Source organism: Pseudovibrio sp. SCP20 (genome assembly GCF_057774105.1).
On sequence record NZ_JBYMDH010000005.1, the window covers coordinates 468712 to 491727 of the forward strand.

Consider the following 23016-nt stretch of genomic DNA (forward strand, 5'->3'; position numbering starts at 1 on the left):
GATTGCGCATCAAAAACGTAGTTTAAATCCCAGCGATCCGCGCAGGTCGGCGTAGGTGTCTGAACCAAAGCGTCCTTCAATATCTCCACCCACACTCCAGAGTCCATCTTTGGAAGCATAGTTGAGTGATACCCCTGCAAAACCAGCCGTAATTGCATCACGGTCTAGATCAGGAAGGTTGATAGGTAGCCCTCCAAGCTGCACACTTTCAGAGTTTGTACCCAAGTCGAAGAAAGCATCAGCACCAAACCGCAGAGCACTTTCGAATGTGCCATTTTCATTTTCAGATGAGTAGGCCTGAACATCCATCTGCGCTCGGATACTTGCTACCTGTGCACTGTAATCTTCAGTAGTCAGATTTGCTTCGCTGCCGGTTTCATCAATCTCGCCAACAAAGAGCCCGGCATATTGGCCGCGGGTACTTAGCGAAACTCTCTCAGATACCCTTAATCCCAATGCCAGAGACGGGGCCAGCAAGTAGCCGGAATAGTCTGCTTTGGCTGTTTCCAATCCACCGGCAACAGTGTTGTTTGCGACTTGGCGTTCTGAATCGAACCATGCGTATCCACCAATCATGGTTGCATCGACCCAGAAACGCTCTTTGTTTATTCTGGCTTGCACACCAACAACAGCTGTCTGACTATCAAGCTTCAGTGTCTTGTGTTGATTTTCGAGGGTATTGTAAACACCACCAGCAAAGATCCCGAATGTATGTTCTCCCGTTTGCCTGAATGCTCCTGAAAGCAAACCGCCATAGGCCTGTGTGATTTCGGGACTCTCACCATTTGCGGATTGCGTTTCATAGCCCCCGAAGGCTTTGCCCCAGAGTAAGGGAGTACTATCTTCTTCAGACGAAGATGTTGAGTTGATACCCTGCTCAGCCGTTCCTTGAGCAGCATTGCTCAATGTTTGCAGATAATATCCCGGTAAGGCCAGACTGGTCAGATCAGCAGAATAGATTTTGTTCTGCACCGCATCATGAACGACAGGCATTTCAGAGCTGACGGTCACATCCGGATCAGAAACTCCTGAACGGGTCTCATAGGTAAGTGCTAGATTCAGCCCGTTCTCAATGTTTACGGCCATTTCATTGGCGTTCACAAAAAACGTGCCGTCGATTACCGAACCATTTTCGAGCTGTAGGTTGACTTCATTGCTGATCAGCTCCAATGCTGCCTCGCCGGTAATTCTTCCAGAGTTTACCAAGGTTATAGATTGATCCTGATCTTGAACATGTGAAGCATAAATGCCGGTAGAGAAATCTTCTCCCGTTGCATGCACTGTGCCGCTATTTGAGATAAAGATATCATCTTCCTGCGCATCGCTGATCGCAACAATACCTGCTCCAGCACCAACTCCGGCGTTCGACTCAAGTGTTCCTGCATTGACAATTGAGATGCTACCAGTTTCATCATAATGACGAACATTAATAGCCCGGGCCTGAACATCGGCTTCGCTTAGGATTGAACCAGTATTAGTGATCAAAACGCCTTCACTTCCACCAGAATTATCATTGGTGACATCAATTCCTCCAGCGGTATCATCAGAAGAAGACGCTAGAATTGCTCCTGAATTGATGATTTGAAGCAACTTATTTGCCCCCTGAACACTGTTTTCGATGATGATCCCTCTAGCATCATCACTTGCAAGGGCTGTAATCTCACCACTATTTGCAATCAAAAAGCCAGAACTGTCGCCTTCTGTTTCGTTTTCTATCTGGACGCCCTGAGCGTCATTGGAAGATCTGGTTGAAATCCGACCTGAGTTCAAAACCTGAATTTCACCAATATTCCCTTCAGTATAGTTGATTAAATTAATGCCATAGGCTTCCTCAATCCCATGACCATCAATGAAACCGGAGTTTGTCAGAGTAACATCACCAATCCCGCCTTCAGCAGAGTTCAGCATGTTGAGACCAAGAGCATCCTCTCCGCCTTCAACTTCAACAGTACCCGAGTTATTGACGGTAACATTTCCCAGTTCGGAGTTTGTCTGGTGGAATGAACTAAGGCCTTGTGCATCTTCTACTGCGTTTATCAGCAAGTCTCCGGAGTTGAGGATAGCAACTTCTCCGATTTCGCCATCGACCTCATTGTACAGTTTTAATCCAGAAGCATCTACACCTGCTGACGCCCTGATTTTTCCAGTATTTTCAATGTAGTACCCATCTACATTGCCAAAAACTTCACTTGTGAGATTGATCCCAAGGGCATCTTCACTGGAGGATGTTGCTGTTATACAACCTGTGTTTGAGGCCGAAATTTTTCCGGTGCCTGACTCTCCATAGATGTCGGAAAAAATGCCATAGGCTTTGTTTGAGGACGAAGCGGAAATTTCTCCGGAATTAGAAAGACTTGAAAATCCTATCACACCCTCTGCATATGCTTTAGAGACAATTCCTCCACTTGTATCCGGCTGACTATTTGCTTCAAGAAGGCCAGCATTCTCGACTTTAATTCCTTGAATATCGGTTTGAGAGTAATTCTCCAGATGCAAGGAAAACACATCCTCTTCGCCGCTAACGATAACTTCGCCAGAAGCATCATTAGTAAGACTGATCAGAGCAAGGCTGTTAACAGCGTCACCAAACTCACCGTTTTCAATATGGACCCCAAAGGAGTCGTCTTCGAGTGATATGGAAGAAATCCGGCCGGAGTTGGAAACGGTAATAGCCCCTATGTCATTACCGCCTTCATTTTCAATGTGTATGCCCAGGGTGTAGTAATCATCTGCCGTCTCTACGGATATCTCACCGGTATTTTCAATAGTTACCGGGCCACTAGCATTCTCAATATGTATTCCCCAGGCGTCGTAGTCCATTTCATTAAAAACGCTGATGGAACCACTGTTGGAGATGAAGACTGAGTCTGCAGTTTCATCGACGTGTACTGCTCTGAGTTCATCATTATTAATTGCGTGTGCAGAAATATTTCCCAGGTTATTTACTTGGATGTCTCCGCCACCATCAATGTATAGTGTAGCTTCTTCACTAAGTAAGATTCCTTTGTTAATGATCTGAGCATTCTTACCTGAAACAGATATTGTTTCATCATCGTCTTCAACAGTAACACCTTCTTCGATTATCAGAATACTGTCATCGTCATCAAAAACAACGCTAGAGGACTGATCTGTTGTAATCGTCAGATCCGCATTAGCCACTCCAGTTCCAATAAGCAGCGCAATAACTGAAGCGCTACCACTTAAGAGATAATGTTTCGATTTCATAGGTCTGCTCGCCCAAATACGTCCTGTGCGAAATGGAGTTTTCGTTACCGGACGCCCCTTGTAATGGGTTAAGTACAATTAGCGATATTGGGTAGGTTCGGAATGTGCAGCGAATATGGAGAGAAACTCATACAGCATGCATGGTGAGGGCAATCTTCATACTCCTTCCTCAATTCAATAGATTGTGAGATAAGTTATTGAAACACCGACCGCAGAGGTGGGCGCTCAGGGGTGCGGTCGACCAACAAATAGAAAACACGTCGAACAGGCAAAAGTTGGAAGAATGACTTGGAATCGTCTCTCGATGAGAGGGAAGCTTTTTGTTGCAATTTCTGCGACAGCTTTGCTTGTTATTCTCATAATGGTGGTGATGGTCACGTGGTCAATGCGATCAGGATTTACTCACTACTTGTTGAATGCAGAGCTTGAAACGACCACTCCGCTTGTTGAGGCATTAGGGGAGGACTATGACGCTGAGTATGGCGGTTGGCCAGAAATTAGCCCCACTGGGGGATCTTGGGTGCATTATACAAAAGGCGTCATCCTAGCTCACAGGATAAAAGAAGGACTGCCCCCTCGTCCGCCTGAGAGGCCTCTAGCTGGAGGTGGTACCTTTGAGCCTCCCTCGAGAGATCCACTCAAAGTTGGTCCCAGACTATTTTTGCTAAACTCAGATCGAGAACTAATTGCCGGTGGCGATGATCCTCGTGACGGAGCTCAGTTTGAATCGATTGTTGCTCAGAAAGGCCCCAAAAAAGGAAAAGTGGTTGGATACCTTGGAATACGTCCACCAATCAAACGAAATGAAGTTGCAGACCGGATTTATCTAACTGGTCAAATTGAAAGCCTGACTTATGCATCTCTTTTCGCTTTGCTCATATCAGCTGGTGTCGCTTCAATTCTTGCAAAGCAACTTTCATCACCAATCAAAAAGCTTGCTGAAAGCACTCAGTCACTCGCTGACGGAGACTATAGTATTCGATTGAGCACGTCTCGCAATGATGAACTAGGCCAGCTTATTGAGGACTTTAATGTACTTGGCGAAAGCCTCGAAAAAAAAGAAAAAGCGGAGCGCCAGTGGATCTCCGATACTTCTCATGAACTTAAGACACCACTGGCAATTTTAAGAGCTGAAATAGAAGCTCTTCAGGACGGTGTTCGCAAGGCAAGTACTGGTGCCTTCTCGACACTTCATTCAGCTGTGATGCGTATCTCAGATCTGACTGAAGCGTTAAGCATGCTCTCCTATGCTCGGGAAGGCAAGCTGGTTCGCTTACTGAAACATCAGAACCTGACCACACTTACTGCGGAAGCGATTAATGCCTCACGCTCTTACCTTGAAGATGCCGAGTTGAACCTGACGACCCAACTTGAAACAGATTTGATTATTGACGCTGACCCCAAAAGACTGCATCAACTTTTCGGGAATTTGCTAGAAAACTCCCGGCGATACACAAATGCTCCCGGTATGGTGAATGTATCACTCTCCCGATCAGATGAAAAAGCCGTGCTCATTGTAGAAGATAGCAACCCCGCTCCTTCAGCAGATGCAATGCAGCATCTTTTTGACAGATTCTATCGTGTTGAAGGTAGTCGCTCTCGTGCTTCAGGAGGTGCGGGACTTGGTCTTTCTATCTGCAAAGCTATTATTGATGGCCACGGGGGTGAAATAACCTGTGATGGCTCAGATCTAGGTGGGCTTCGCATCACCGTTACATTGCCGCTTGTGAATGGGACTGCAAAACATGCTTTATGATCGCCACATCTTCATTGTGGAGGATGAACCTGCGCTTGCCTCTGTTCTCGAAGACTACTTCACGAATGAAGGAGCACGAGTGACGACGCTGCACAGCGGAATAAATGCAGTCAGAGAAGTGCAGAAGGCAAACCCGGATCTGGTTATCCTTGATATAATGTTACCTGGCAAAGATGGTTTGGCAGTATGCCGTGAACTTCGCGCGCAGAGCAATGTACCAATTATTCTGGAAAGCGCCCGTGTTGAAGAGTTGGACAAGTTGTTTGGCCTTGAACTGGGTGCGGATGATTATGTTTGCAAACCTTGGTCTCCCCGTGAATTGGTTGCACGGGCAAAGGCAATATTAAGACGCATTCAAGTTCATGAGTTGCAACATCAAGATCACGGATTGCGAATGAATGAAGAAGGTTGGACAACTCATTTTAATGGCCAACTAGTCGATTTGACCCGCAGAGAGTTCCAGCTCTTAAACACGCTGTTCCGCCATCCTGGTCGCGTCTTCTCGAGAGCTCAGTTAATTGAAATCGTGTTCCCGGATGACATTGAGATATTTGACCGCACCATTGACAGCCATATTAAAAATGTTCGCGCAAAACTCAGGAAAGCCGGAGCTGACGGCGACCTCATTCGCTCAGTCTATGGCGTTGGCTATGTGTTCTAAGGCTCACGATGCCCAGCCCGTGTTTTAACTCCTGAGAATGACTATCTGCCTGCATTGGAAGCTTACGTTCGAATGACCGTTAAAGGCACTCTCCTTTGACAGTGCAGAAAGTGGCAACTTTGCCCTCGAGACTTCATGCTCTTTCAAAATGTGACACCTAGTGCTTTCATCAGTCTTCTAGAGGAAAGCCACCAAAGGTTGAGAGCAAATTCTGACTAAGGATACCGCAAGGGTGCACGAATGACCGGAAACGGTCACTACTGAGATAAATCATGATCAGTTGTGAGATCGGATCAATGGTCAGCCCTTCACTACAATCTATCGAGCTTAGGACAGTTTTATCGTTCAATATGATAGTCGATTCATTTGAAGATCTTGTAATTCGGAAACATAAGAAAAGAGGGACAAAAGCTTCTCCCCTTCCTAAAGGCATTGTATTGGAAGTGAGCATCAAAACTTCTGATTGATACTCAAACCTAGGCTCAAACTCTTATATCCCTTTGTACTCAATCCATCATATTGGGCATCAAAGTTGATTTGTGTATCGCGGTCCGTTTTATAAGATAATCCAAGTTTAGTAGAGCCTCGCCAGCCCTCATATGAAGGCACTACACTCGTTGCTCCCAGAGAGCTGTTTGTAGCACTCCAGATACCGGAAAGTCCTCCACGAATGACAAACTCGCCAGTTTGCACCGAAAGACTATGCTCATAATTCAAGCCAGTTTTCACTTGAACGAGTTCAATGTTTTGGCCGTATACATCATTCCCTAGACTATCCGTATAGTCTTGAGCAAATTCAGAGAAATAGGAGGCATCCAAAAATGGTTCCCACGTTGAGTTTTTCTGAGACCAAGCCCCGCTCAACTGCACTTGCGCGAGAAACCGTGTTGTATCAAACCAATCAGAGTAAGTGTTGAAAGGTAGGATTTCGTTCCTTGTTTTGCCATAAAGAATCTTGCCATCTAAGTATAGCGGTTGATCAGCAAACTGTGCCGCAAAGTAAGGTCCAATAAGCCACCCCACTCCTTGCGAACGCGCCGCCCCATCTTCACGTTGTATGTAATCCAGTTCAAGCATGCCACCCAACAAGATGTTTGGGTGGATGTAACCATGTGCGCCCGTTGCATTGAATAAATACAGTGACTTACTGTTATCACTCGACGTTAGGCTGCCACTCATTTGCATCCAGATTGGCATGTTGTAAAGATTATTAACCGAGACACTACCTTTGGCTCCATCAAAAGTTGCCTTAGCACTAGCAGCGGCAGTTTTGTTTCTTAGGAATGGAGAAATCTGAGGTTGATGCTTGAGTAGCTGATTGGCTCGATCAAATACATGCCTAGTGACAACTTTGACGGTTTCGCTTTGAGTTCTGTCCAAAAGGCTTACAGGCTTAGAAGAAAGATTGGTGTTGCGCTGGGTTCCGCTTACAACACCAGCCGGCAGATAAAAGGCGACAGTGCCAGTGCCTGAAGTTTCAACACTGACGCTGTAAATAGTCGCATCTGCATTGCTTCCAATGATAGAAAAACGGGCATTGGTGGAGAGAAAGTCGGAAGCTTCAAACCCTGAGACTGTTTCAGAGAAAGTGACTTGCAAGATGAAGCTTGCACCTCCAGAAATGACTTCTGGTACATCTGAGAAGCTGACGGTAATCGGCTCTCCACGAACGATTACATCAAGAGTTCTGATTGCCGATCTATTGTCACCTGCATCAATCGCTTGGATGGTGATTTGGCCGTTCTGTTGATTGTTGGCGGATTGGACAAGATAGGATCCACTATCATCTGCAACGGTTTTGACGAGCTTACCATCTGCAAACCTGACAACAATCTGCGCATTCCGTTCAGCCTTTCCCTCCAAAATGATTGCATCATCAGTTGAAAATGAGACATTAGGAACTTCCGGCATATCTGGAGGAACAGAGTCTTGAACGGTTACGGTAAAGCTTTGTTGCAGGGCGTTGTTATTGGAGCCGTCTGTTGCATCCATCGTGACAGTGGTTGAGCCAAGTAAGAATGTATATGGTCCGTTTATAATATTGCCGTTAACACGATAGATGATTGAGAGATTGCTGCTGTGGTTGTCCGTTACTGAGCCAAGACTTGTAACATCATGGATGACATAATTATTACCTGTGGCCACTTGCAAGAACAAATCTCCGACGGGAGCAATTATCGGCGGGTCTATATCGCGAACTCGTACCGTAAATTGTGCTTGCGCGGCAGTGTTACCGTTGAGATCCACTGCATCAATAGTTACGATAGTATCGCCAATTGGAAATTGGTAAGGCCCTGTAAGTTGAATATTGCCTACCCGGTAGACAATTGTTGCGATACCTACATTATCAGATACTATTGTGCCTAGTGTGGTTACATCTAAGCTTGCGGTTTGTGCGGGTGGAACAGCGTCATATACCTGCATAGGTGGGGGTGTGATTTGAGGCATTTCATTATCGCTGATAATCACATCAAACGTTTGTGCAATTGCACTGTTGTTTGCTGCGTCCTTAGCCTCAACATTAATGGTTGTTGTACCTAACTGAAAATTATAGTTCCCAGTCAAAATTGTGGAACCCAATTTGTAAGTGACTATAATTCCGCTCGGTACATTATCTGTCACCACAGCATGGTTTGTAACATTGACTTCTGCTGTTGATTTACCAGCATCAGTGTCACTCAAGATATTTGAGGGCTTCAAAATAGTTGGTTGTTCAACATCCAACACTTCTAAAATGAAGCTCCCATGTGCAGTATTGCCACTTGCGTCTTCTGCTTGAACGTTCACCGTGTTTCGCCCTACAGGAAAAGCAAAAGGCCCGCCAATTAGCGTTGGGCCAAAATGATAGCTAATTGATACATTGGGGTCGGCGTTATCAGTAGCCGTAGCCCCTAGCGTCGTAATGTCAATTATTGCCGTTGCCTGACCACTATCAGTATTACTAGTAATATTCGATGGGAGTCTCAAAACAGGATCTTCATTATCCTCTACTGTAATTGTGAAGGTTTTAGACGCAGATTTACGATTCACATGATCAATGGCTCTTGCAGAAATACTGGTTGTTCCTACTGGGAAGTTTTGAGTGCCAGAAACAGAATTACCATCAATTTTGAAGTCTATGCGTGGGCTGGCATCAACAGTATCATTAGCACTGGCGAGAGTGCTTAAATCTATAGAAGCAACTGCGAGTCCTGGCGCTGTCGAACGTACGACATCGTTTACAGCCAGCGTTGGAGCATTAGCGTCTACCAGTACTTTATTTGAACTAACAACGTAGTCGCTCGTAAATGTATCTGTCGCTTCAGCACAAATGTATTTTCCATTTTTACTTTCATCATTAATTGGTACATACTTCGAACTAAATGGGGAAATGCTACTTCTATTTCCGGGGCAGTCGCTTTGCTGATCAACATAAGCGATCCAATAAACCTTATCCCAATGCCCTCCAGAAGCATGAAAAGTAAATGCAATTTCCCGTTGCACGCCTGCAGGCACATCCGCATTTACACTTGCATTTATTACATTATATTTATTAGCCGTATAGTCGTGAGTGTATACACCTGCACTCACTCCATTTTCGTCAGTACCAATTGTATACGAATAGCCAATATATTGATCATCAATGAAGGTGCCATCCGCTCCATTTTGGCTGAGCGCAATAATGTTACTCTCAGACACTCCAAGACAGTGAGCTAGATAATCTTTTGTAATAGAGTTGCCTGAGTGAAGCGTGTTATTATTAAATCGGCTTCCGCCAGCATACCTGAGTTGACTATGACCATTCGCGTCATCGCCCTCAATTTTCACATAAGCAGAGCGATAATATCCACCTTCTGGGAATGATGGAAGAATTACTCTTGTTGAGGTACATTTACCGACTGGTTTGTCGTCAATAACGTTATCCATAATAGAGAACGGTAAGGCTGGAGCAGAAAAATTACAAATAATACCCAATGCCACCCAAAATTTAGGCAACGTTTTCTTCCAAAACACTTTCTAGAGCACCTTTAGTCTGAAAGGGCCTATTCCAAGCTTGAAGTTGAGCTTTAGAAGATTGACTGCCCTTAACTCAAATTGTATTGAGTATATGTACTGATGCAGCCAACTTATGTTTCTGTAGCGGATTGAAAAACCGAATATTTTTTAGAGGTGTATTCAAAATAGTTATAGATACTGACATTCAAACTGGTTGGTTTCATGCATTACAGCTAGGCGCACCTCTTCTATGAAGGATTGTATTTGCTGATTTCCTCTTTCACGAGGGTCAAAAATAGCCCAGACAGGAAACTTAACAATCGGATAAACAGGCAAAACAGTGTGATCATTGCTCGTCTCAGAACCAGCTGAAAAACTATCTATTAAACGTGCAACTCCCATTTTTGATGCGAATGGTTCCGCTAGATTGACATTGCGAAGTAGTAGTCGTTTCTCTCCTATCGATTTCAATCTTGGTTCTGCGTCAAATAATGGCTGACAGACTGGCCCATTGGATGGTAGCGCTAGTGTATTGTCACCAAGAGATACAACATCCTCCCAGCAAACTCGCTTAAATGAAGCAAGTGGATGGTCTTTTCTGGCTTTTAAGGCATAGTAGCCGTGCCCAATGAGCGTTCTCTCTAAATCATCACAAATTACATCTCCGAAGAAAAAGCCGACTTGTATTAGAAATGTACGTAAAGACTTTATCTGCTCGGCAACACCAGCAACACCGATATCAAAACGCTCTTGTGGGTCACGCCTTAGCCGCTTTTCAACTACTGAGGGGAGTATGTATTCACATAGAGTAGAAACACTTCGGATACCAATAGGTTGGCTCGTACCAGATTTAATGGAGTCTAATAATACCTGGACCCGGGAGATGCCTTCTTGTACTTGGCGGCTTTCTTCATATAGTTTCCTGCCTGCCATGGTCGGCTGCATGCGTCCACCAATATACTGAAAAAACTTACAACCGCTGGCTGCTTCAAAATCTTTGAGCTGACGACTGACTGTTGGTTGAGATACTCCGAGGCGATTAGCAGCTTCAGTTATGCTCGCGGATTCGTAAACGGAGCGAAATATTTCTAATCTTAATAAAGTAATACTATGCATATGGTGTAAATAAAATAAAGTACTTAGATAATCAATATCGTCGAACAGATAATTTACCCGACACAATGGTAGTCAACGTGATATCAAAGTTGTCAAAGCAAACCAGAACTTGCTAACGAGTATTGTATCGATCCAAATTATTGCACCTGCACATCATGATACATGAAAACTTTAAATATATCATTTTTTTACGTAAATATCTTTTTACAAATCAGCTATACACACAAGTACTACATAGCTATCGGAATCAATTTCGCGGATTGGTTACTTGCTTTATTGTACTAAATAGATCGAATTAAACGACAGTAAAAATTTAATCAAAACGACCGATGGTTAAAGTTGTGTGTTGGCTCATTCCGCGGCTCAGCAATTTTCAAGATAAACACCCAGATATCCCAGTGCATCTTTCTGTGGGGGGACGGATCGCTTAATTTTGAGCGTGAGGGCATATCGCTAGCAATCAGGGGATTAGATTTTCCTGTATCTCCAAACTGGCAGATTGTTCCTCTGGCTGATGAGAAGAATGGACCAGTTGTGCACCTTGAAAAACTACCTAGTTATGAAAGCGGTACTTATATTACTTTGGCTGCGTATATCCGCCAAATGAATGGCAGGAGTGGCTAGGGGCGAACTCTGATGCTCCTAAGCCAAAGAAACCCGTTTATTTGATCATCATTTCCTGATGGTAGAAGCCGCAGCTTGCAGGCTAGGGGTCGCTCTGTCCCCAAAGATTTTGTCGTGTGATGATATTTCTCACGAAAGACTTATCGCACCTAACGGTTTTGGGCCCGATGGTACAGAGTACGGAACTATTTTGCCATCAGGTATCCATGAAGAACGCTCAGAGCAGATGTCTGTGTTGATTGATTGGCTGGTTCAGCAGTTCCGTCTTCTGAATGAGTGAATTTGCAACCACTATTTGAGGTGCGAGTTACATTCGTCTGTATCTGTGGAAAGGCTCAAGCTCATCTAACAGTGACACTTGTTGCTTTCATCACTCCGCTAAATGCGGACGATTAAAGGTTGAGAGCAAAACCTAACATGGATACCGCTAGGGTGCCCGAATGTCCGCAAATGGTCAGCTGCTACATGCAAGAAATGACTAGAAATTTGGGCCAGAAGCGGGCATCCGAGTAGTTCCATCATGGATTGAGGCAGCCTCACCTCAATAGTTTTCCTGTAGCTCTTTTGGGAACAAAAAATCCTCTTCGTTTTATCTTTATTCATTGAAAATCAGCTGCTAAACAATTCTTCTCTGAATTTGCCTGATTGCTCTCTTCAATCTAAACTTATTACCTCGATCATTTGTAGCTTCATCATCCAATATGTGTTCAAAATCTTCTTCGACACTCTCAAGATATTCAAGTGCGTTTACTGTTTTGTTTTTCATTGCAATCAAGTATGCCTTCGAGAGCGCCATTCTAAACTTGTCTAGGTCTTCTAGGTGAACATTGGGATGTAGGTCATGGAGTCGAAGGCACTCATCCAAGCTTGCTTCCGTGAAAGGATCGAACTCGGCAACTTCTTTGGGTATCTTTTTCTTACTCTTGTAAATTGAACTGGTAAATACCTGACCATACCATTCAAAGTATTCGTGAAGATAACCCATTGTTACTTTAATCTAGGGCAGTCGATCAAAGAAGAAATCCTGGTTTACGAAAAAGGCGTTACCTTCGATGAGATTTGGCAAAAAATGAGCAGAGACGTGCCTATTGAGTTTGGCCGTTTTACAAAGATCAACGAAGCAAAGTTCAATCGGAGTATCAGGCCAATCAAAGTCGCAGAAACCACCAATATTTAACTCGATTATATCTTCAAACGACTCAATACTCTCTTTCAGAATGCCAAGAAATGAGTCTCCGAAGCGATACTCAACATCTCCAAATTTTCTCACAAAGTCCGAGCCATTTGCCGGTTTCGGCAAATAACCGAGTTCATAGCTATTGATTGGTTTGGATTGGTGGTTAAAAGATGACATGAGTTGTTTCAGATTAAGATTATCACGAAGGCCTTGTGCAAGTGAAACAACGGATGATCCCATAAAACTTCCCGCATCAATGACTGCACCACGCCCTGAGTAGTTTTGATTAGCCAGAAGGTAGAGCATCTTGCGTTCAGCTATAGAGACCATACCGGGTGTTTCAAGAACATTTTTAGGAATATCCAAATTAAGAAAAGAAGTACTCGGGTGAATATAGATTCTATGGTTTTCTAAAGCGTCTTCTATTGCAAAATTTACCAAGGTTACTCTCCTTGAAGCAATCTTACACCTACAACCTAAGCCGCCTGCAGGTACCAAAGTTAATTATCTGGCATTAGCAATGCAAAAAACTACATTTGTCTCCAGCTCTTCTGTCGTAATATCTGGTAAAACACCTTGAATTTTTTCTATAACTTCTGGTGTTAAACGTTTCAGAACATTGTCAGGTGAAGGACGAAGCTCCCAAGTCTTGATTTTGAAAAAGTCCCCAGTCAACTTCTGCATTTCGCTAATCCGTAGTTGATTGAGATTGGTATGCAAATAATGGTCTTCGGATAATTCTTTGACGATGTTAATGTGGTTCCAATCACAGAACTTTAGGTGCTCAGGATTATTGGTGTCTAGTACTGAAGGGTTATGAGGTGCCATATGATGCCCACTCCAACCATAAAAATTATGATGCAGATAAATGAGTTTTCCATTTTTCGACAAGAGTTTTGCAATATCTGAAAATATACTTCTGATATCCGACAGATGCTCAGTAACATTGTGAAGGCAAATTACATCATATGTGTTCTTGCCAAGAAGCTCATGTGTTGAAGTTTGGAGTAACTCAATATCTTCGATAGTACTTGCGATCTCTTGTGCTGACTTTGGGACTTCTACCCATTGCCTGATGCGCTTGTTACGCATCCTTTTATCACTAAGTGACATTGCAGGATCGATCCCAGTGTAACTCTTCGCACCAGCACATAGGTAGCCAAATGCGTACCCGCCAAAGCCACAACCAACATCTAGCACGCGCTTTCCTTTAACGTGCCGCTGAATTTTTTTAGGCCAAGTACAATAACCGAGTTCAACGGCTTTCTCGATTAACTCTGGTTCAAATCTTTTAAGTGCTTGTTTTATATCGATGCTATTATGGAAGTAAGCCACCTTAGCTTGTAGCTCGTGATTGTCCCAATCATCAGCCGGGCAGATTTTTTTTAAACGTCTCGCTGCTTTAAGCTTAGTGAGTTTTGAAGCCTCGACTGCAGTAATGCTTTCAAGAGCATTGCGCGCTTCCTCTTGCCTTCGCAACCAAACTACTTGCTGGCGTATATTCAAAGCTCGCCGATGTTTTGGATTTGTATTTAAGGCAATTTTGAGCTCAACTTCTGCTTGCCCTATGTCTCCTTTTGCGATGTGTAGCAAAGCAGAGATTGTTCGCATCCCAGCATGTTGCGGATGTTTGGAGAGAAATGTCAGGCAATACTTCTCGCAATTGTTGAGTATGCCTTTTCGGGATTCAACTTGGCACAAAAAGAAAACTGCAGGATGATATGGATTAGCATCTGCGATCGGCCGCAGAAAATCTCTTGCTTTATCAATTTCACCATCAAGAGCTGCTTTTTTACCCAACTCAAATTTATCTAAGCTGGTAGTCACTTCTATAGTCATCAGTGTCCCCATCGGAGCTTTGGCTGCAGCTGTCAAATGTATGTCAAAAATAATTACCTTAGAAACCGACAGTTGCGAAGAACTTGAATCCGCTTTAATGACTTAACTATTGTGCATTAATTGTATAATGAACAACCATGAATTTTAGCCAAAGGAAATACACATCTACTCATTCAGTTAAACCTCTTGAGAAGGTTGATAAATGAAGATATTTATTTTAGATGGCGATGAATTTTACGAACACCCTACTATTCTCCATCTAAGTAAACTCGCGCATGATGTTATCTTGCCCCCTCCTGCCACTGGAGTCCGGCCAACAATAATAAATCAAATGGCCGAGGCTCGCACTCTTTCTAATTTGGCGAAAGATATTCAGCTAATAACTGGATACGAAATAGATTACTTGCCAGATCCTCGAAATGAAGCAGAAGAGAATGGCTTCGTAGTCAGGAATGACCAGCTGCGGTCGTTTGGCTGGAAGCCTATCCTCATGGAAGATAGGCAGTTTTTGGAAGTCACTGAGATCACTCAGGGTTATCGCAATAGGGCTGATCACTCCAAAATCCAATGCGTTTCTTATTGGACCAAGCATACCCAAGAACAACAAACCATCAAACAGCTTTAAAGAGATTTCGAATGATGTTCGAACGTATCCTGATAACTGGTGGCTGTGGCTTTATTGGCTCGAACCTAATCAGAACATTAGCTTCCAAAATGATATCGCACGAGATCGTGGTTTTAGATAGTGAAGTCACTGGGAAAGCCAGTTCTCTAGAAGGCGTACCCCATCATTTTGTCCGCGGAGACATTAGAGATCAACGTACTCTAGAAGACGCTATGAGCGGTGTTGACGCGGTGATACATTTGGCGGCTGATACGCGCGTGATGGATTCCATTGAAAACCCAACTTACAATTTTGACGTGAATGTAATAGGAACAATGAATGTTCTAGAGGCTATGCGCAAACACGGTATAAAGCGTCTTGTTAATGCTTCTACAGGAGGTGCAATTGTTGGAGATGCGCCTCAACCAGTTCATGAAAGCATGCCCGCTAATCCAGCTTCTCCTTATGGAGCTTCCAAAGCTACTGCAGAGGCATATTGTTCCGCTTATTCAAAAAGTTACGGAATGGATATCACGTCCCTGCGGTTTTCGAATGTCTATGGACCTCGTTCTGCTCATAAGGGAAGTGTAATAGCAACATTTATCAAATCTATTCTGAGCGACGAACAATGTCATGTTTATGGCGACGGTAGTCAAACCAGAGACTATATCTTCGTCAAAGATCTCTGCTTTGGTATCTTTCAAGCTTTAAAGTCTGAGAAAAAAGGGACTTTCCAGCTCGGCAGCGGCAAGCCAACGTCCGTTAATCAGATTATCCAGATACTAAAAAGGGTTACTGGCCGGAATGAAACCTTAGAAGTTGCTTACAGTGACTTTAGAGCGGGCGAAGTCCTGCATAATTTCGCGGATATTACAAAAGCCAAAAGAGATCTAGGCTTTCAACCACAGACAAGCCTGACCACAGGCATTAGAGAAACATGGGACTATTTTCAAAAGAACTCCAAAGTCTTGCTAAGCAACAAAGAGTACGGAGTATCCAGTTATGCAGGTTGATGCATTTGCAGTAGAGGGCTTTCCTAACTTAGCAAAGTACGCAGGCTACACATCTACAAGCAAACTTCGTGTGTGTATTGCCACGGAGGAGATCCTTGGACCAGTCCGAAACGGTGGTATCGCTTCAACATATTACCATTTGGCCAAAGGGCTGGCAGCACATGGCCATGAAGTACACGTTCTCTATCTCAAAGGTGAAAGGGTTGAAAACGAAACACCTCAGCATTGGATTAAGCATTTTGCTGAGTTTGGTGTGTCTCTTCATTACTTGCATCACACGGCAAAGACTATTATTGGCCCCTCTCAAAATTGGCAGAGCCGCTATAACGCAGCATATAATTGGCTTAAAACGCAAAAGAAATTTGATCTGGTCCATACATCAGAATGGAGGGGTGGCCTGATCTATGCGTTGATGGCCAAAAAGCTGGGGCTTGCATTCCAAGAAACGCTTTTTATCGTTAAAACCTCTTCACCTCACCTGTGGAATCGCCACTATCAGATGCAACCCATTGCCAAACGAGATCTCTTACCAGCGAGTTTTGCTGAGCAGAAGTGTGTGGAACTTGGTGATATTGTAATCGGTGGCAGCGCGCATTTATTATGCTTCATGAGGCATGTTGGTTACCGGCTTCCTTCATCCACATATGTGCAACCAAATATTCTAGATTTTTCGGAAGTAAATGTTATCGATCAGCGGCCCTCACGACAGGCTGGTGAGAAGGTGTACACTCAAGAACTGACGTTTTTCGGTCGGTTGGAGATGCGAAAAGGCATTGAGTTATTTTGTACAGCTCTTGATCTCTTAGAGCGAGAAGGTATTGCACCCAAGGCCGTTAACTTTCTCGGCAAATTCGGTGAAGCGCTCCCAAACCAAAATAATGAGAAAGTAGCTGACTTCATTAAACGAAAAGCAAAAAATTGGAGCTGTGAGGTCAACTGTATAACAGATCTCAATCAGCCAGAGGCACTATCATTTCTTTGCTCTCGAGACATGATTGCTGTTATGCCATCGCTCATCGAAAACTCTACGATGGCTGTTTATGAAACGCTTGAGCACAATGTTCCTTTTATTGCGACAAATGTTGGCGGAACATCTGAACTTATTGACTCACGAGACCATTCCAGTTGCTTGATTGAACCAACTGCATTTCAGCTTGCGGAACGTTTGAAACATGCTCTCAAAGATGGCCATCAAATTCCGCGTGCTAGCTTTAGTAATCAAGAGAACTTGAAAACTTGGTACGGTTTTCATGCTTACCTTGCAGAAACATTCGATAAAAAATCTGTAAATGACTCCATAGCAAAACTGATAGATCCCTCACTGTTCAATGCTGAGCACCGACAAAAATCCCTAATTGGGAACTTAGAAGTAATCGTTCTGTTGCGTGAAAATGAAAGCGCAATGGCATTCGTTACAAGCCTGTTAGCTGACCCTCCTGATACAGTAAGTGTTTTGATTACTGATCCAGTACTTGAAGACGAGGGTTTTGAAGTCGTCGAGTATTTACAAAATAGAGGCATAAGTTCTAAATTATGCAGGTTCATCGGCTTTCCGGCTGGTGAAGCGTTCAATCACACGATGGATGTGTCTGAAGCTGATGCTTGTATTTTGTGTGACGGTACAGCTGTTCATTTTGCCTCAGATTTTTGTGCCGATATACGCGTTGCGATCCAGCACCAACAAAACACACTCATTTCTAGCTTTGTAGAACTGCCAGACAACAAAATTATTATGCCGATCGGAAGCGATGTTGTATCCGAGGTGGTGTTTGGAAACTCAGTTGGTGCAAGTGTAGTCTGTGTTCCCAAGAATCTTATCAAGCAGTTGGGCGGGCTGCAGCCATATGACCTTCGCTTTGGGCTTTTACAAGAGTATGTACTGCGAGCAAGCAAAGAACACGGCATTGACCTTTTAGTTATTCCAGAATGTCGATTAACAAGTCCATTTGAATTAGAAAACATAATTCAAAATAACGCACATGCTTCATACTTGCGCTCTATGCCCTTGATAGAAAACGACAATATCGCATATCGCAAGTTAGCTCTTTTACCTCACACCAGTAGTGAAAGCCTCAAGTTCCAACCCAAGTTATACCGGGATAAAAAACGAAGAGACGATGAGCCGGTCTGGCTCGTACATGCAGATAGATCTCGCAAGCTAGGAAATAGATGGTCCAAAGTTGCACTTGGATTGGATGAAAGTGCATCGACAATACTCTGTGTAGCGATAGGCCCTGGGGAGCGTTTTCTATCGGTAAATGGAACAGAACAGCAAATGTCACTCCTAAGCCAAGCGGGTGAAGCAACGTTGCATTTCTTCGATATCCCAAAGGATTGGCCAGAGGGTGAGCGGTACAACATCAAGTTTCATTTAATAAATAAAGATAGAACACGTACTCAGTTTATTCGAGTTATCAAATTATCTACGAATGTTTTTGCGGCGGTCTCAGGCGGTGTAATCTTAGACCGAGATGCCGCCGAAAGCATGTTTAGCCGGCACGATGCTCTTTTTAAGATTCCAGGCATTGCTGCGAAAAAATTGCAACCAAAACTAGACGCCGAAAAGCATGGAGTACCAAACCTGGATGTGGCAACTGCGCGTTTTCAAGAAAGGAGGAGGCCATTTCTCTCAGTTGGTCGCGTTTTATCTAAGCTTAAACTTAAGAGAAAATTTCTTCGCTTACTCCGTGGTTATTCAGGGTCTCCAATTAAAGCATCCATACCGCCAAAGGAGCTTTTGGCCTTGAACCCATCCCATGTTGAAGGCTGGGCATGGGATAGAAGAGATACTTCAAAAAAAATGTCAGTTGTTTTGGAAGTCAACGGAGTTGTCTTGGCTGAAGCCAAAGCAGATCGTTATGCTGAGAGATTTGGCAGTCGAAACAAAAAGTTGGCTCAGCATGGCTTTATGTTGTTGGTTCCCGAAGAAGCAAGAGATGAAAGTGCCGAAGTCACAGTAAAAGTTAAAGAGGATGGCAGCATAGTTCGCAATGGTAAGCTAAAATATCTTTCGGAAATGTTGGTTGCACAATGAGGAAGCCGCTTGGATGATCGAACTACAGCAGGACATAAATGCGACTGCCCCAATGACGAATAAACGCATTTGCATTGTGACCGCTGATATCTTCGGGCCAATAAAAAATGGTGGCATTGGTACCGCATACTTCCATTTGGCTGTGTTTTTAAAACGTATCGGGCACCACGTAACTATTTGCTTTGTGAATGGTCACGCTAAGAACCAGCAAAAAATGCGGGCCACACGCGATTTCTTTTCTGAATATGACATTGAGTTTTCCGCTGTAGCTCCTCAGGTGCTTGCAAAAACTGAGATGGCCCAGACTATGGCGCCTCCGTATGCTGCCTATGAATGGTTGCGAGAGCACGAGAAACATTTTGACATGGTGCATGTTTCAGAATGGCGTGGCTTGGGTTACGTAGCGTTACTGGCTAAGAAACTTGGTATTGCATTCCTTAACCTACACTTCGTTGTCAAAGGCTCGTCTCCAACACTTTGGGCTGCGGAGGGAAACTCGCAGTTTCTGGAAGAATACCGTCAACTTGGTTGGGTTTTCATGGAACGAGAGAGCGTGGAAATGGCTGACACTCTCATCTGCGGCAGTCAACATCTTCTGAACTGGATGCATCGGAACTTTTATAAACTTCCTGCAAGAAGTTTTTATTGGCCCAACGTGTTTTTGGAAGATCTCAACAGCGTAACTGGAAAACAATACTCTCATGTGGGTGAATGGGTATTTTTTGGTCGATTGGAACCTCGCAAAGGTATTTTACTATTTGTCAATGCTCTCAATGCCCTGGCTGCAAAAGGTATTTCAGTTCCGCCAATCACTTTCCTTGGTGGTTATTCTCATAGGTTTAATGCTCAAAAATTCATTCTGCAAAACAGCAAGAATTGGCAAACCAAAATCACATTCAAAACGAACTATAATGCTCTTCAAGCCGTCGAGTACTTAAGTGCCGAAGGGCGTTTAGCAGTAATTCCGTCATTACTGGAAAACTCTCCATTGGCTGTTTATGAATGCTTAGCTGCGCGAATTCCCTTTATTGCTGCAAATACTGGGGGGACACACGAGCTAATCGAGGAAGACTCTCAAAAAGCGGTCCTGTTTAAACCACACCATCTGTCGTTAGCAGACCGACTTGAACGTTATACAGAACGCCTCCCTCCTCCAGCAGAGAAACATAACAGGTTAAAGAGATCGCTAGCCGTCTGGAGAGGCTGGCATCAGCAGAGCCAATCGACAACAAAGACAGCCTCAGCAAGGAAAGACACCCATCCACCGGTTAGCATCTGTATCACTCATTTTGAGAGGCCCTATCTTCTAACACAAGCTTTAGAGAGCATTGAGCGTCAAACCTATCGAAACGTGGAGGTGATAGTCGTTGATGATGGTAGTCGGTCGCAGCTTGCACGTGCAACACTTAAGGCCCTTGCCCAAAGATACAAGGACAGGTCGTGGAGCATCCTTTATCAGAAGAACCGATACGTAGGGGCAGCACGGAATAAGGCTGCTCAAGTTGCAAAAGGCGAGTATCTTCTATTCTTCGATGACGACAATATCATGATGCCCGAAATGGTAGAAAAGCTTGTGAATGCAGCAATTTTTGCGGATCTTGATTGCATAACTTGCAGCTCACTACGTTTTAGCGGTGAAGGGGAACCTCATTCCGCCAATAGTATCTTGGGTACACAAATACGCTTTGTAGGTCCAGCAAAGGCATGGGCGACGAAGGTGAATGTCGTTGGAGACGCGACATGTCTTGTTAAGAAGACCGTTTTCTCAGCTTCAGGAGGGTACTCTGAAGGATATCGAGTAGGAAAAGATGACATCGAGTTTTACAATCGACTAATACTAGATAACCGGAAAGTATCTTATTACCCTGATCCATTGTATTATTACAGACAAAGTTCAGACAGTATGAAATTAAAAAATCAAAGTAAAGAGGAAGCTGATTTTAAGCAGGTATTACCTTTTTTGAACAATATGGATGTTGAAGATAAAAGCCTTTTTTTGCTGCGATCTGATGCATCGCAACACATAGGTAATAAAGCAAATACGACAAGAATGTCTTATAGGCCAGGGAAAATAAGTTCGGCACTACGAAAAGCACGTAACTTTGTTAGGGTGAAAATTTGAGACCCAGTAAACACTTTAGTAGCTCCACCCAAACAGATTTTCCGTTGATCTGCGTAATGCGTGACGAAGCTGATATTTTGCCAGCGTTCCTAAATCACTATCGCTCGATTGGAGTTACTTGCTTTTACATTATTGATACAGGGAGTTCAGATGGTTCTTTGCAGTTTTTACATCAACAAGGTGATGTCCAACTCTATGAAAAAAATGGTGGCTACCCGCAAGCAAACGCTGGAGTTGATTGGATCAATGAAATTGGCTGTAAGTACTGTAAGGATAAATGGACAACAGTTGTAGACGCGGATGAGTTTCTGCTGCCTCCTCAACCAACAATGGATGGTACAACGAGCATCTTACAAAACGAGCTAGCATTTGCACTTTATACTCCTCTGATAGACTTTTTTTGTGATGATCTTACCAGTGCGCCCAAATGTGCAATGGATCTAGATGAGCTCATTTCTAATACACCTAATTATGTCCCTTTTTCTAAGTTTCATGCAGAACCGTCTCTGGCTTTTCCATTTTTTGAGCTTCGTTCTTCAGCCAGAGCGGAACTGTCTGGCAAAAAAAACTATCGCGTAAGATCTTACAAGATACCTCTTGTTTACTGGCAATCAGACTTCCAATATCTTCGGTCAACGCACTTGTGTACCCCGGTTCCGTTAAGCGACACATGTGGCCATCTGTTTCACTTCAAGTATAGAGCGGGATTTGAGAAACGCCTTTTAAAAGAACTTGAAAACCCAGATCGCATGAATGCTGATGTATATCGAATCTCAAAGGCAATCATACGCAATCAGAAACTGCTTACGCAGCATACGACGGTTCTCCGCAATAAAGACACATTCAAGGAAAGCGATTGGCTTTCCAATATGGGCTTCACTGCAAAGTGGAAGGATGTTAACCGTTCCAAAGCCCATTACTTCAATCTTCTCACAGGTAAGAAAACTGCTACAGATAGTACACTAGAAGAAAATCTAGAACGCATAACTAATTCTCTAAGCTGGAGAATGACTAGACCCCTGCGATCACTTCTCTTTAGGCACGGATTGCTGCGTCATGAGCATTTCCCAGAACGTACAAATTGTAAGCAAGCATCAGCTGAGCAAACAATAGCCATTTATGAGTCATTTTGGTGGTTGCTAACTGGCCTGATTAGACTACCGGCAGCATTATATCGTGCGGTACTCTGGTACAAACTTAGACAACGCAACATAAAGCCCAACTGACAACATTCTGCTTTAGTCCTTTAACAACTATGCAGCTTCTCAGCTTTTAGATTGAGAAGTCGATCGGAAACTTAAGGTTGCCAACTTGTGCCTTCACCCTTGATGAATAGTAGTAATTGTTAATTGAAATGGTAGATGACCGATAGTAACACCTATAGCCGTACATATACGGCGTCCGAAGTTGCCAAGATCGTTGGGATGAATATTGAGACCTTGTGGGTCTGGAGGCGGCGGAAGCAATTGATGCCTGAGGGCGAGCGTCAAGGCTGGACCCGATATACTTTTAATGACCTGATGGCGGTTGCCACCTACCACAACATGGTACGCTCTCACTGCACAAATACGATTGCAGAGCTGATTGCCGGGACTGTCTCACAGCAGCTCGCCAACAAATGGTCTGGTATTCTTGGCACAGAAAGTAGTGTTTTCTGCCTTTGCAACAATGCAATGGATGAGGAAAATATTCAGATAGAGATGCATCTCGGACTGGAAGAGCTTCTGGAGGCGATCACTCAGATTATGCGAAGCTCAAAACGTCAGCCTGCCTATCATATTGTCGATTGTGGTGCTTTGTTTTTGAAAGTGCTGGTGTCTTGCACAAAGGTTCGTGAGGAAAGGGAGTAATCGCTTTGGCTCATTAAATC

At 43.8% G+C, this 23016-nt stretch carries 14 protein-coding genes; 8 read left to right on the forward strand and 6 right to left on the reverse strand.

Features of this window, described 5'->3' with window-relative positions:
* Positions 1–9: 9 nt before the first annotated feature.
* Positions 10–3225 (reverse strand): autotransporter outer membrane beta-barrel domain-containing protein, encoded by a 3216-nt coding sequence (locus AC3CB2_RS20300; RefSeq protein WP_352935196.1) that lies wholly within the window; start codon positions 3223–3225, stop codon positions 10–12.
* A 283-nt stretch (positions 3226–3508) separates the two neighbouring features.
* On the opposite strand from AC3CB2_RS20300, the gene AC3CB2_RS20305 reads away from it, so the two are divergent.
* Together AC3CB2_RS20305 and AC3CB2_RS20310 are read left to right on the forward strand one after the other, a co-directional pair.
* Positions 3509–4981: an ATP-binding protein gene (locus AC3CB2_RS20305; protein ID WP_352935194.1), complete on the forward strand. Its 1473-nt coding sequence runs from the start codon at positions 3509–3511 to the stop codon at positions 4979–4981.
* Positions 4971–5642: a response regulator gene (locus tag AC3CB2_RS20310; RefSeq protein WP_352935192.1), complete on the forward strand. Its 672-nt coding sequence runs from the start codon at positions 4971–4973 to the stop codon at positions 5640–5642. Before AC3CB2_RS20305 ends, AC3CB2_RS20310 begins: the two co-directional genes overlap by 11 nt.
* Before the next feature lie 450 nt (positions 5643–6092).
* Here AC3CB2_RS20310 and AC3CB2_RS20315 read toward each other — a convergent pair whose 3' ends face one another.
* The 5 genes from AC3CB2_RS20315 to AC3CB2_RS20335 form a co-directional block, all read right to left on the reverse strand.
* Positions 6093–9635, reverse strand: a complete 3543-nt coding sequence (locus AC3CB2_RS20315; protein ID WP_352935190.1) for an HYR domain-containing protein — start codon at positions 9633–9635, stop codon at positions 6093–6095.
* Between the two features lie 171 nt (positions 9636–9806).
* Entirely contained in the window at positions 9807–10733 is a 927-nt protein-coding gene (locus AC3CB2_RS20320) for a LysR family transcriptional regulator (RefSeq protein WP_352935188.1), read from the reverse strand.
* 1240 nt (positions 10734–11973) lie between these two features.
* Positions 11974–12342 carry a hypothetical protein gene (locus AC3CB2_RS20325; protein WP_352935186.1) on the reverse strand — a complete coding sequence of 123 codons (369 nt, stop codon included), beginning with the start codon at positions 12340–12342 and terminating at the stop codon, positions 11974–11976.
* A gap of 12 nt (positions 12343–12354) precedes the next feature.
* Positions 12355–12975 (reverse strand): hypothetical protein, encoded by a 621-nt coding sequence (locus AC3CB2_RS20330; RefSeq protein WP_352935183.1) that lies wholly within the window; start codon positions 12973–12975, stop codon positions 12355–12357.
* 63 nt (positions 12976–13038) lie between these two features.
* Positions 13039–14373 carry a methyltransferase domain-containing protein gene (locus AC3CB2_RS20335; protein ID WP_352935181.1) on the reverse strand — a complete coding sequence of 445 codons (1335 nt, stop codon included), beginning with the start codon at positions 14371–14373 and terminating at the stop codon, positions 13039–13041.
* Between the two features lie 202 nt (positions 14374–14575).
* On the opposite strand from AC3CB2_RS20335, the gene AC3CB2_RS20340 reads away from it, so the two are divergent.
* The 6 genes from AC3CB2_RS20340 (at position 14576) to AC3CB2_RS20365 (ending at position 22996) form a co-directional block, all read left to right on the forward strand.
* Positions 14576–14998 carry a Rossmann-fold NAD(P)-binding domain-containing protein gene (locus tag AC3CB2_RS20340; protein WP_352935179.1) on the forward strand — a complete coding sequence of 141 codons (423 nt, stop codon included), beginning with the start codon at positions 14576–14578 and terminating at the stop codon, positions 14996–14998.
* Between the two features lie 11 nt (positions 14999–15009).
* On the forward strand, positions 15010–15990 hold the full coding sequence (locus tag AC3CB2_RS20345; protein ID WP_352935177.1) for an NAD-dependent epimerase/dehydratase family protein: 981 nt from the start codon (positions 15010–15012) through the stop codon (positions 15988–15990).
* Positions 15980–19024, forward strand: a complete 3045-nt coding sequence (locus tag AC3CB2_RS20350; protein WP_352935174.1) for a glycosyltransferase family 4 protein — start codon at positions 15980–15982, stop codon at positions 19022–19024. Before AC3CB2_RS20345 ends, AC3CB2_RS20350 begins: the two co-directional genes overlap by 11 nt.
* 13 nt (positions 19025–19037) lie before the next feature.
* Positions 19038–21146: a glycosyltransferase gene (locus AC3CB2_RS20355; RefSeq protein ID WP_352935172.1), complete on the forward strand. Its 2109-nt coding sequence runs from the start codon at positions 19038–19040 to the stop codon at positions 21144–21146.
* Between the two features lie 56 nt (positions 21147–21202).
* Complete coding sequence (locus tag AC3CB2_RS20360; RefSeq protein ID WP_352935169.1) at positions 21203–22372, forward strand: glycosyltransferase family 2 protein; 1170 nt, start codon at positions 21203–21205, stop codon at positions 22370–22372.
* A 135-nt stretch (positions 22373–22507) separates the two neighbouring features.
* A complete protein-coding gene (locus AC3CB2_RS20365) occupies positions 22508–22996 on the forward strand; it encodes a MerR family transcriptional regulator (RefSeq protein WP_352935167.1) in 489 nt (162 codons plus the stop codon).
* The last annotated feature ends 20 nt before the right edge of the window (positions 22997–23016 follow it).